General features: G+C 36.7%; 10 protein-coding genes. All 10 read right to left on the bottom strand.

The annotated features are described in order from the left end of the window. Position 1 precedes the first annotated feature (1 nt). The 10 genes from flhF to H7A25_06585 all read right to left on the bottom strand — a co-directional run bounded on the left by flhF (position 2) and on the right by H7A25_06585 (position 12,862). Complete coding sequence (flhF, locus tag H7A25_06630) at positions 2 to 1,282, bottom strand: flagellar biosynthesis protein FlhF (protein ID MCP5499561.1); 1,281 nt, start codon at positions 1,280 to 1,282, stop codon at positions 2 to 4. Between the two features lie 28 nt (positions 1,283 to 1,310). Continuing rightward, positions 1,311 to 3,437 carry an FHIPEP family type III secretion protein gene (locus tag H7A25_06625; GenBank protein ID MCP5499560.1) on the bottom strand — a complete coding sequence of 709 codons (2,127 nt, stop codon included), beginning with the start codon at positions 3,435 to 3,437 and terminating at the stop codon, positions 1,311 to 1,313. Next, positions 3,437 to 4,582 (bottom strand): flagellar type III secretion system protein FlhB, encoded by a 1,146-nt coding sequence (flhB, locus tag H7A25_06620; GenBank protein ID MCP5499559.1) that lies wholly within the window; start codon positions 4,580 to 4,582, stop codon positions 3,437 to 3,439. The genes H7A25_06625 and flhB overlap by 1 nt, the downstream gene beginning before the upstream one ends. A 1-nt stretch (position 4,583) precedes the next feature. After that, positions 4,584 to 5,366: a flagellar biosynthetic protein FliR gene (fliR, locus tag H7A25_06615; protein ID MCP5499558.1), complete on the bottom strand. Its 783-nt coding sequence runs from the start codon at positions 5,364 to 5,366 to the stop codon at positions 4,584 to 4,586. Next, entirely contained in the window at positions 5,366 to 5,629 is a 264-nt protein-coding gene (locus H7A25_06610) for a flagellar biosynthetic protein FliQ (protein MCP5499557.1), read from the bottom strand. The genes fliR and H7A25_06610 overlap by 1 nt, the downstream gene beginning before the upstream one ends. Further along, positions 5,626 to 6,426: a flagellar type III secretion system pore protein FliP gene (gene fliP / locus H7A25_06605; protein ID MCP5499556.1), complete on the bottom strand. Its 801-nt coding sequence runs from the start codon at positions 6,424 to 6,426 to the stop codon at positions 5,626 to 5,628. The genes H7A25_06610 and fliP overlap by 4 nt, the downstream gene beginning before the upstream one ends. A gap of 2 nt (positions 6,427 to 6,428) precedes the next feature. Next, positions 6,429 to 7,235 (bottom strand): flagellar biosynthetic protein FliO, encoded by an 807-nt coding sequence (locus H7A25_06600; GenBank protein MCP5499555.1) that lies wholly within the window; start codon positions 7,233 to 7,235, stop codon positions 6,429 to 6,431. Between the two features lie 147 nt (positions 7,236 to 7,382). After that, positions 7,383 to 8,777, bottom strand: coding sequence for a hypothetical protein (locus H7A25_06595; GenBank protein ID MCP5499554.1), 1,395 nt, complete (start codon positions 8,775 to 8,777; stop codon positions 7,383 to 7,385). A 66-nt stretch (positions 8,778 to 8,843) separates the two neighbouring features. Next, a complete protein-coding gene (locus H7A25_06590) occupies positions 8,844 to 9,923 on the bottom strand; it encodes a hybrid sensor histidine kinase/response regulator (GenBank protein ID MCP5499553.1) in 1,080 nt (359 codons plus the stop codon). Between the two features lie 17 nt (positions 9,924 to 9,940). After that, positions 9,941 to 12,862 (bottom strand): PAS domain S-box protein, encoded by a 2,922-nt coding sequence (locus tag H7A25_06585; protein ID MCP5499552.1) that lies wholly within the window; start codon positions 12,860 to 12,862, stop codon positions 9,941 to 9,943. Positions 12,863 to 12,898 lie beyond the last annotated feature (36 nt).

Raw genomic sequence — 12,898 nt, 5'->3', positions numbered from 1 at the left:
CTTATACTGAAAAAACCTCTCCCTTAATATCCTTCATCTTTTCCGGATGAACTATCACATCTGCCAGAAGTGCTTTTGAAGCGGGAATTATGTCAAAAGGAACTTCCTGTCCGGTGCTGAAATAAGTAAATGCTTTATTCTTTATATCTGCAAGTTCCATAAAGGGACCTACATACTCCGTTTCATCCAATTTTGTTAGTATTAGACGCTTGTAGTCCAAGTTTTCATACGCTTCCATAACCGATTTTGCATTATTATAGGAAACAGTTGAGGATAAAACCAGTATATTCTCAACATCGTCTTTTTCCCCGAAAGCTTCACTGAATGCCTTCATTTTTGCGTGGAAGTCCGGATTTTTATGGCTATAGCCTGCCGTATCAATCAATATCAACTCAGAACCATCTCTCTGTAAGTTTTCCTTAAACTTACGAATATCCTTTACAGTATAAAAAGGTATATCCATTGTATCGGCATATCTCTTTAACTGCTCAATCGCTGCAATTCGGTAATTATCGGTAGAATACAGGGAAACAAGACGATTCTGGTGTAAGAAGTATTTTGCAGCTAATTTAGCGATTGTGGTAGTTTTTCCACTGCCGGTAGGCCCAACAAAAAAGATTATTTTCCTTCTGCCCCTGCCCACTCCGGAAAGTAAATCCGTATCAACACTGACTCTTTCCTCCAGAATTTTAGCTGTTTTCTCAATTACAACAGCATTCTTCGATTTTTCTATAAAAGACAGGTGTTTTTCAGCTTTATGAATAATTTCAAATACATAATCCTGACTCATCCCTTCCGAACAAAGCCTTTCTTTTAGACGATAAAGATGAATCGAATCAAATTCTCTCAGATTATCCAGGTTTCCTGGCTTATTGAGAACTTCATCTTTAAGTGGATGCAGAGCATCTTTTCGAGATTGAAGGTTATTAGAAATATAAAAATGTTTTCCGGGCGCATCCTCCTCTTCTCCAGATCCCGGATCCGTTTCTCTGGCCAGAGGCTTCATATCACCTAAATTTTTTTTCTTTGGCTCAGCACCGGTTTTTTGTCGTAGTAATTCTTTTAGATCCTGTAGTTTCTTCTCTACTCTATCTTTAGAAGTTTGCTGCTCCGGAATACCGATAGCAATTTCATAGGTTTTTTTAGCGAGGAATTTAGTACCAAACAAGCCCCCTTCCGAAATTACTCTCTGGTCATACACATGAGCCTCCGGTCCATATTTCATTTTCATTTGCATGAAGCAATCCTGAATATCCTTGCCTCTAATTTTAACAAAGTCCATTTTTTTCCTCTATATCTCTGAATAAATACTATTGTCCTACATAAGTGGTAGTTGTACTGACCTTTTGTCCGGGTTCCGGTAAATTCATGCTGATAGAAGCATCAATCTGGGTTTTAACCGAAGAATGAATCTCCTCAACCGCCAGAACTGCAAAATTCCGGGGAGGTAATTCTTTTGCTAGCATATAAGAGAAAGGCAAACGAAGCACCCTTCCTACCACAAAAATTGGGAATTTTCCCTCGCCATGACAGCGACTATATTCTTTTATTACCAGTTCCAAAAGCCGATTATGAAACTCAGGGGATATTGAAATCAAGCTCCCCTCTATCGGATCCATTACTATATTTTTACTCAAACGCTCTGTTATTTTATGGTCAAGAGTAACCACATGAAGTTTTCCATCATGATGTAAATAATCGCTCACAATCTGACGGGATATAGCCTGCCTCGCATTTTCAGATAAGAAATACGAATCCCTCGAATCACTATTCGCAATCGACTCGAGAATGGAAACTATATTACGAATTCCCAGGCCTTCTTTAAGTAAATTTTGCAGAACCTGCTGAATAACACCCAGACCCACTTTTTTTTCTTCCAGTTCTCCCACAAGAGTAGGATGAGTAGCCCGAACGTGTTCCAGAAGGTTTTTCACTTCTTCTCTTCCCAGTAAAGAGGCCGCATGGTTGGAGATAAGCTCTTTCAAGTGGGTTACGATTACAGTAGATGGATCGACTACCGTATAACCTGTATTCTCTGCCTCAATTTTATCTGCCGGGTCTATCCAGAGAGCCTTATATCCGAAGGTAGGCTCTATAAACTCTTCACCGGTAATCTTTTCCTGCACTTTTCCGGCAGTATCGAGAGCCATTAATTTACCGGCTTTCACCTTACTACTTCCTACTACAATTCCATTGATTTTAATTGCATAGGAATCGTGATCCAGTTCGAGGTTATCCAGAATTCGAACCGCAGGTATTACAAGGCCTATATCCACAGCAAATCGTTTACGTAGATTGGAAATCTGATCCAGTAAAACTCCACCCTGATTCGTATCTACGAGAGGTACCAGATTAAGGCCCAGTTCCACTTCAATGGGATCTGTACGGAGTTCTTTGTAATAATCCGGTTTTTTCTCTTCCTGACTTTTGGTTTCACTCTTCGCCTTCTCAATGTTGGCAAGGGTTTCTTCTGCGTTTTTCTCAATCGTATAGGCCAGATAAGCAAATGACAGTGCGAAAAAGAGAAGGGTAAAAAAAGGTAAACCCGGAATAAACCCGGCAAAAAATAAGCTTCCCGCGATAACATAGAGAATCTTGGGTTTTGTAAAAAGCTGGTCTTTGAACTCGGTAGCCAGAGCCTTATCCGAACCTGCACGGGTAACAATCATACCGGTCGCTGTTGTGGCCAGAAGAGCCGGAATCTGGGATACGAGACCATCCCCAATGGTAAATTTGCCGTAATTTTGAATGGCCACGACGAAAGATTCGTTGCGGATCGAAGTTCCGATAATAATTCCACCCAAAAGATTAATGGCGGTAATAATCAAGCCCGCACGAACATCCCCCTGCACGAACTTACTCGCACCATCCATGGCTCCATAAAAATCGACTTCTCTCTGAACTTTTTTCCTTCGCTCTTTCGCTTCTTCTTCTGTAATATTTCCACTTGAAAGTTCTGTATCAATGGCCATCTGCTTTCCTGGCAAGGCATCCAGAGTAAACCTGGCAGCTACTTCCGAAATACGAGTGGCACCTTTTGTGATCACGATAATCTGAACGATAGTAAGAATTAAAAAGATAATAAATCCGACCATATACTTGGATAGGCCCGTTCCCCCACCGATTACGAAGGTACCGAACGCATCTATAATATGGCTATTGAAACTGGCTCCCTGGGTTAAAATTTGCCGTGTAGTAGATACGTTCAGGGCAAGTCGAAACAGGGTTGTTATTAATAGTAGGTTAGGAAAAATAGAAAAGTCCGAAGCTTCTTTCACAGACATAGACGTTAAAAGAATCAGAAGCCCCATCGCAAGACTCACCACAATCAGGATATCCAGAAGAAAGCCCGGAAGAGGGATAATCAACATTGCAACAATAGAGATAGCCCCTATCCCCATAATCACATCTGATTGCATATACCATTTTTTATCCATCAAGCAACTCTCCTGTATTTATCCAGTCTCGCAATGATCAAGGAAACTGCACGGAAAAATTTTACCGGAATCGGCATGTCCAGCTCGGCCTCATCATACAACATCCGGGCCTGCATCCTATCTTCAATTATCGGCACATTATTATTTTTGGCTATCCGGCGTATCATCAGGGCAAATTCATCCATTCCTTTAGCTACTACTACCGGAGCATCGTGAACCTTCGGGTCATAACTCAGAGCTACAGAAAAATGCGTGGGATTCACAATCACTACATCAGCTGTTTTTACTTTCTGTAACATTCCTTTTCGAATAAATTCTCTCATCATGTTTCGTCTACGGTTCAGAAGAGTTTTATCCCCTTCTGCTTCTTTATGCTCCCGTTTGGCTTCTGAAGGTGTAATTTTTAAATTCTCTTCATACTCGTATTTATTATAGAAAAAATCAGCAATCCCAATAATAACAAGAAAAATTCCTATGAAAAAAAATAATTTAAAAGAGGAAAAGAAAATTAACTGCATAGCTTCTTTAATCCCCATCTGACCGAGAAGAAGAAGATCCAGAAAATCAAAGGAAATAATGATATACGAAATCCAACCGATTAAAACCACTTTGGCTAATGATTTTATCAGGTTAAAAATGGTCTGTCGTGTCGGGAGAACTTTCTTGAAATTTGGAATGATTTTTTTAAAATTAAAACCTACTGCTTTCGGAGTAAATAAAAAACCTACCTGCACCACATTCCCTACAATAGCAGCCACAAGAGTAATCATAAGGGCAGGTAAAACGAGAGTAATTACATCCAAAGCACCCACTTTCATTAAATTAGCAAAACTCTCCGCGGTGAAAGAATCATAATCTTTGAAGTTTCCAAAGTAGCGGGTTATGATAGCGACAGCATTTATAAAGAGATGTTTTCCAAAAAAATAAAAGGCAATTACAGAAGCGAGTAAAACCACAGCTCCCGGAAGTTCCTGGGATCGAGGAACATTTCCTTTTTCCCTTTCTTCTTTCCTTCTCCTATCAGAAGGCTCCTCGGTTCTTCCCTCATCCTCAGCAGAAAATAATTGGAGATCTATTACAAAAGGATTTAATCCTGCCTGCTTGAGAAACAAGAGGGAATCGTTCTCGAAATCACGAACTATCATACTAACCCGCAGGCCACTCCCGGAGAAGGATATTTAACCTATCAAAAGCAATCACAATAGCATTTTCCATCTGTTTTATAACAAAAGGACTTACAATAATCAAAACAGAAAGACCGATTGCAATTTTTGTAGGGAATGCCAGTTGCAGGATATTTAACTGCGGAGCTGCTTTCCCCATAAGGGCTTCGGCAATAGAAACCAGAATGAGAATTCCCAGAATAGGAAGAGAGATTTGGAAAGCAACTACAAACATCGAACCGATGGCAAGCTGCAAAGCTTTAAAAAGCCCCTGATTAATTTCTGCTGTAAATTGTAAAACCTGCACCTTTTCAAAGGAATAATGTAAGGATTCAATCAAAACTCGGTGAGCACCGAGTACCAGGAATAACATCATTCCAAGAAGATTCTTTAAAGTACTGATAACGGGTAAATTCGATTGGCTGACCGGGTCTAAAACTTCCGTATAACCAAAACCTATAGGAACCGAAAAATACTGACCTGCCATCTGAAAGGAAGCAAAGATGATACTTACCATAAAACCCATAAATAGTCCCACGAGTAATTCGGATAAGATTAAAAGGTAATAGTCACCCATATGAGTAGGAACCCCGGGCAAAAATTTAGCAGACACAGGAAACAGAACCAGAGAAATAAAAAAAGCCAGAATCATCCTTGTAGAAACTTTCATTGCTGCAGAAGCGTAAATAGGTGCGGAACTAAATAGGCCCACGATTCTTGCAAAAAGTAGCATAAATAATTGAAAATGTTCTACAAAGGTTTCTATCATATTTTTTCAATCATCATAAACATAATGGTAGTATAATCCATCATTACCCTTACAATCCAGGCTGCAAAAATTACGATCACAATGAAAATCGCAAAAAGCTTGGGAACAAAAGCGATGGTTGGCTCCTGAATCGATGTGGTAGTTTGTAAAATCCCGATAAAAAGACCCACCACAAGAGCCACCAACAATATGGGAGAAGAAACTTTCATCGTGATAAACAAACTCTCCCGTAAAAGCGTTATTACATCTACATCTGTCATTTATAGCTCCTGACTAACTCATAAACCAAGAGGTTCCAACCATCCACCAGGACAAAAAGAATTAACTTAAAAGGTAGACTTATCATTACCGGTGGAAGCATCATAAGCCCCATAGATAAAAGAGTGGCCGCCACCACAAGGTCAACCACTACAAAAGGTATAAATAAGTAAATCCCGATGATAAAGGCCTTTTTTATTTCTGAAAGCATAAAGGCCGGAACCAGGACATAGGAAGGGACATCATCATAAGACTTAACGTCTTTAATTTTCCCTATTTTCAAAAACAATGCTACATCCTTAGTGCCCTTATCTCCAATTTGTTTTATCATAAATTTTCGGAGAGGTATCATCGTTCTATCAAAGAACTTGCTTGTATCGATTTTACCATCCAGATAAGGCGTCAAAGCTTTTTCATTAACATCTTTCAGGGTAGGTGCCATAATAAAAAAAGTCATAAAAACAGCCAGACCCATCATCACCTGGTTAGGGGGAAGGTTTTGAATCGCGAGGGCTCTTCTTACAAAATCCATCACTATGACTATCTTGGTGAAAGAGGTGACAGACATGATAATGGCCGGTGCTATAGAAAGGATGGTAATAAGAAAAAGAATCATCAAAGAAAGACTGGTTTCTTTGGGATTCTTGGCTTCGTTGATATTAAAATTCAAGTTAGGTATTGGAATCCGGGTACCGGTATCCTGGGGAAAAATAGCCGAGGATAAAAGAAAAAATAAACCGAAACCCACAAGTGGCCAGATAATCTTTTTTGTTTCAGTAAGTGAAAAGCTAAAGTTCATGACTATTTGCCCGGTGTTTTATTTTTCTTTTCAAGCTGGTTCCGTTCTTTCTTTAATTTTTCCAACCTATCCAACTGTCTTTGTTTGATTTCATTCACAACGTCTTCCTCTGATTGAGCCTCTGACCGGGAATAAAAGTCTACAGTTTCCGGCTCTTCCTTTACACGAAACCCTTCCTCTCGCTTAACAACAGGAGTCTCATCTACTTTGGCTTCGGCTGGCAATTTGATACCTGTTTTCAAATTTTTCAACAATATTTCTAAAAAATTTTCTTCTACCGGCTGAATTTCATCGCGTTTCATATAAATTCTTTCTTTAATTTCAGGTGAAGTTATCTCAGTTATCAGGTTGATAGAACCATCTGCCACACCTAAAACCATAAGGATGCCTTCGACATCTACGATCTGCAATTGTTTACCCGGGGCCAGAGGAAGGCTGGCCAGAACCTGCATAGAATCTTTTACCGGAAAACCCGCAATGCGACTTTTGGAGAGAAATTTCAGAGCATAGTACATAACAGCGCTTAGAAAACCGAAAACCAGTATAATTTTAAATAAGACCCAGGTTAAAGAACTACCCTCTTCTTTAGGCTTATAACGCTCTTCTACCGGATTTATTTCTTTGGTTTCTTTTGGGTTTTTGTCTTTGGTTTCTTTTTTGTCCACCGGACTTTCCTGCTTGTCCGGCTCCAATTCTTTTTTTAGAAGGTCATTTAAACGCTCGGTTTCGGATTCAGCCAGGAGAGAAAAACCGAAACAAAGGAAAAAAATAACAAAAAGAGTTCCTTTTTTAAGTGATTTATGTCGCATTTATTAACCCGATATGATTCACAAGCATATTTCCACAAGGGATTTTGGAAAGAATTTTATTTCAGGAATAGAATTTTAATGCGCAAAAAAATTATGTGACAGACAGCTCACCTATTCAAAGCGAGCACATCAGCAAGAGTCCAGCCCTTATATTTCTGTTTCTTCGCGTTTATTTAAAGACTTTGCCGGAGCCTCATCGGTAAAGATTTCACGACTCGAAACCCCAAGCCAGGCCGAGATGATTTTTTGGGCCTCAGGAGGAACCGGTTTCTTCTCTTCTATCCAATCTTCGATAACCTCCGGGCTTTCTTCTACAAATTGACTCAATTCTCCCGGTTTTTTACCTGTCTTCTGCATAGTTTCTTTTAAACGTACCGCCCAGCGAGAAAGTGTATTGGTTTCCGTAGAACTAAAGAAGGACTGACCCGTGCGATAAATTTTCTCATAGGCATGTTCGGATAACATCCCGGAGATAATGGCAAGGAAAGAGACAAAGAAAGGGTTCAAAGCTCCATCATTAACTACATTGCCGGAGGAATCCGTGATAATAATTTGGCCCGACTTAACCAGAACAAATATAGCAATCGCTGTTACCATTCCCAGAAAAGGTCGAAATAAAAACCAGAAGAGGGAACGGTTTTTCCCGGAAGGTCGGAAAAGCTCTCGTGTCAGATAAATAAGACTTCCAAGGGCACCCATAGATAAAGTCAGAATAAGTGTTAGAAGCTGCGTAGGCATGGTAGCAAGTAACTTAAACTTGAGATAGGTTAGATACCTGAGTTCTACCAGTAAATCCTTTACATCTCCTTCGGCGACTTCCCCAAGTGCATTCTGGCTTTTTTCGTGCTGCCTGATAGCAGAAACCAGGGAATCCAGAGTTTTAACCAGGGTCTCTTCTGAACTTTTCTGACTTTTTTCATTTTCAACGAGATTCTCAGTTATCTTTCCGAGCTGTACAATCAATTGACTGTGTTTAGATGTAGAAGTTTCTAATTTTTGAATATACTTATCTACTTCGGTTTTAGTAAGTTCTGAACCCGGTGGAAGATTCGTATCTTTAACTTCTTTAACTTTGACTTCGGTTTTGATAGCATTGCGAAGGCCAAGCCAATTTGTATAGACCTCTTCAAATTCTTTACCGAGGTCGCCGGAAATGGATTTGAAATTAGTAATAATGTCAACTCGCTGTTGTCGGAGTTTCTTTAATCTCTGGTCTTCTTGAGTTAGATAAGTTTCCTGGGTATTGACTTCTGTTTTTAAAGAGGTGAGATTTACAAGACCTGCTTCGTACTGCTCTACAAGGCTCATGAGTTGAGGAACGGAATAGCGTTTTTTGGTCTGAGGGTCCACGTATTTATATACCTTTTCCTGAAACTGTTGGGAACTAAGGGTTCCGAGAACCAACCAGGTAGATACAAGATAAAGAAGGACGAGCCAGAGAATTTTAGTAGAGTATTCAATATTATCAAAAAGTTTTTTAATAAGAGATCGAAGAAAATATTTATAGGTTTGTTTATCGGATTTTACTGTTTGTTCCTGCATAAAAAGATTAAATACAAATAGGAAGTTAGAAAGCAATATTTTTTTTTGCAGTTTTTTCTCTTAGACTCAGTTATTTAAATATAAGATTACTTTGGTTCCCTTATTGGGCTCTTCTTCTCTGGACTGTATATAAATTTTTCCACCAAATTCATCCATAAAATTTTTTATAAGAGGCATGCCATAACCGGTTCCGATTTCTCCTTTTGTACCGCTGCGACTTGTGGGCTTGGAATAATCAAATATATTTTCCAATAAACTTTCAGGCATACCGATACCCTCATCCTTTACTGTCATTTTAACCTTATTTTTTATTACTTTAGCTTTTATTATAATAGTTTTTCCTTCTTCGGAAAACTTAATAGCATTGCTCAGTAAATTCATAAATACCGAATACATAAATACCGTGGGATCTAATTTGATGGTGATATTTTGCGGAACCCGATTTATACAGGTAAGTCGTTTATCATTTATCTTTTGTTCCATTAGCTTGATAGAATTTGCAACGGTTTCATATAATTTTATCTCAGAATCTTTTAATACTAGTTTACCATCCTCTAAAGCTCTCATATTCCTAACGCTATCAATGATGTCAAAGCAGGATTGAAGACTTGAAGATAAATGCGGCATAAACTGTATAAATGCTTTTGGATCTGTTTCTGCAATTTCAAAAGCAGACTTTAATCCGGAAAGCGGATTACTTAAGTCATGCAGCAGAACCCTGAGTAGTTCTAAAATTTTATGCTGTTTTTTTTCTAAATTTTCCTTTTGGTTTTTTAATTCCAATTGAAGTTTCACTCTCAATAATAATTCATAGGTGTCAAAAGGTTTAGTAATATAATCACTGGCTCCCATTTCCAAACCTTTTATCTTTTCTGATTGCTCTGATTTGGCCGTCACGAAGATGATCGGAATGTCAGAACAGGAAGGCATCTTCTTAATTTCCTGAAAAGTTTCATATCCATCCATAAACGGCATATTTATATCGAGTAAAATTAAGTCCGGTTTTGCATTTTTTAGAGTATTGAGTGCTTCTTTGCCACTCATAGCAATAGTTATCTCGTATCCTTTTGCTGCTAAGATATTTCCTAATATTTGAATATTCTGCGGCATATCATCTACTAATAATATTTCCTGTCTTTTTTTCATTCTAAGCCATCCTCATATTAGATCATATTTTTTAGTTTATCCAAGCACTGTGGAAATTTACTCAACTCTTCTTTTAAGGTAACTATATCAAAGGAATTAGCTGCCTTTAGTAGCTCCTCAGACCAGTCTTTCAAAGAAGAATAATCATAATTTATAGAAATTTTTTTGGCTTTCTCGGCAAAACTTATAATCCTTGAAATATTATAATATACTGTAATTTCATTATACTTTTTTGATAACTTTTTTTGTAGAACATCATATATAATTCGTGCCTTTTCTTTATCAAATTTATCTTCAACTACTTGAGTAAGCACTTCTTCCGATCTCAGAAGAATTTTAAGCTGCCTCAGCAAATCACGCATTACAAGAGGCTTATATAAATAAGCATCGGAAAAATGTTCCACTTCTTCTTTTGAAAAATTCAATACAGAAGCAGTTACAGCAATGATAGGAATATTTTTTGTTTTATGTAATGATTTAAGATGTTTAATTGCATCAAAACCATTGATTTTTGGCAGGTTTAAATCCATAATAATCAAATCCGGATAACACTTTTCAGCTTTATCAATCGCTTCTTCTCCATCAATAGCTTCTATATATTCCAATTCAGGGATTTTTTGCAAGTATGTGATAATTAACTCACGATTAATATCATCGTCATCCACAATTAAAACTTTGGTTTTACCAAATTTAGTCACTATTTCTTCTGAACTATTTGAAGGAATTAAGTTAAATTCAGATTGTGAGATGATTGAAACTTTATCTATCTGAAGTGTAAAAATCGAACCAAAATTAGGCTTACTATAAACCCAAATATCCCCTCCCATTAATTTCGCTAATTTCTTTGATATACTTAAGCCCAATCCGGTTCCTGAGTATTTGTTAGAGTCTTTAGTTTTTCCCTGTGAGAAAGAATCAAAAATGCTGGATAATTGTCCTTTCTCAATTCCGATACCGGTATCTATAACCTGTACCTGTAATTTAGCGTTATTATAGCCTTCTTCTTTTCTTCTGATACTTACCTTTATTTTTACACTACCCGCATCTGTAAATTTTATTGCATTACCAATTAAGTTTAATAGTATCTGTCGAATCCGAAACTCATCGAGCAAAAAATTACGAGATAAACTTTTGGGGTAATCCAGACTTAAACGAATTCCTTTTCGATTGACAATTTCTTGAAAGATAAGTAATAACTCATTTATCATTTCTTTTAAGTTAACCGGTTTTAGTTCAATCTCAATTTTATTGGCTTCAATCTTTGATAAATCTAAAATATCATTTATGAGGTTTAATAAAATATTTCCGCTCTTATGTATTCTTTCTGTATATTTTTTTAATTCGGGCTCTCTCGTTTTTTGATCTATAAGTTCTGCAAAACCTAAAATGGATGTCATAGGAGTTCTGATTTCATGGCTCATATTAGCCAAAAATTCGCTCTTTGTACGATTAGCAGATTCCGCAATTTCTTTGGACTTTATAATACTTTCTTCGTATTTTTTCCTAACCGTTATATCTGATACAATAATAAAAATACCGCGATTTTCTCCATTCTCAAAATGAGGAATATAAGTTACTTCTACATCATGGGAAAGCTTATCTTTATCATAAAGTATATTATCATATACAACAATATTTCCTTCAAAAGCCTTTTGTAGATTTATTTCAGAACGCTGGAAAGATTCTTCTCCAATGATCTCAGCAATTTTTTTTCCTATTATATCATTTCTCCCGAAGAAATTTATATAAGCCCGATTCGCAAATTTATATCGATAGTTCCTATCTACGTGACTGACAAGTACGGGAATATTATTATAAATAAGCTCTAATTCTCTTTGACTTTCCTCCAATCTGATACTGGTATTTTTAATATCATCAATGTTTTCGTGTATAGAAATCCATACCCTCCCGTACTCATAGTGATCAAACTCGGAAACCTTTGCCCGACTCCAAAATAAGCTTCCATCTTTTCTCTTATTTAAAACTTCTCCTTCCCACTTCCCACTCTTAATTAAAGAATTGATAATAATCTCATGAATCTCAGGATTATTTGGATCGTTTAAAATACTTACATGTTTTCCTATAAGCTCTCCCTTATCATAACCAAACATTTCTTCCATAACCAAATTTGTATATGCTATCGTATTATCTTTTACAAAGACTATATGAAGACCGATAATCATATTTTGCAATACCTGGCTTTGAAAGCTTAGCTGCTTTTCTATCCTGATTCTTTCTGTTTTATCCCTGGCATGAATACTGATTCCTTTACGATTTGGAAATACATTTACTTCATAAATTCTATTATATGTCTTGAAGGGGATTGTTTGTTCAAAACTGATAGGTGTTTTACAATGAAGGAGTGTGTCTAAAAGCGTTCTAAGCTCTAATAGTTCTTCGGTTAAAGGAAAAATTTGTTCAATCTTTTTTCCTAAAATATCTTTCTCATCTATACCGGATATTCTTGCAGCTTCTTTGTTCCAATACGTAACTATACTTTTATCATCTATAGTTATAACAACATCTGTAAAGCTTTCTAACAAATTCCTGTATTTATCTTCACTTAATTTTGTATGATATTCTTTAGTTTTGAATTTTTGAATATTGAAAATCGAAACATATACGTCATCCCGATTGTTTTGAAGCTTCATATCAACAAATACCCGGAGAGGACCTATTGCAGGACTCTGTATTTTAATTTCAAAACCCGAAACCTTTTCCCCTTGCTTAACTCGGCTCTGCTTAGAAAAAAAAATATTTAAAAACTTTTTATGTATAAAATGAGTAATTTTCCGTTTAATAATTTTGTTTTTTGGAAGTTTTACTAAATCAGAAAATGTTTTATTAACAACAATTATAGAATTATCTTTCAAAATAATACAGGCATTTGGTGCATTTTCAAATAATTCATAATAATCTTGATTCAATTCATCCATCATTTACTATGTTACGAATAATTCTTTATTCGGCAATCT

This window comes from Leptospiraceae bacterium, from assembly GCA_024233835.1.
Taxonomy (GTDB): domain Bacteria; phylum Spirochaetota; class Leptospiria; order Leptospirales; family Leptospiraceae; genus JACKPC01.
This window is presented reverse-complemented; position numbering and strand designations above follow the sequence as displayed.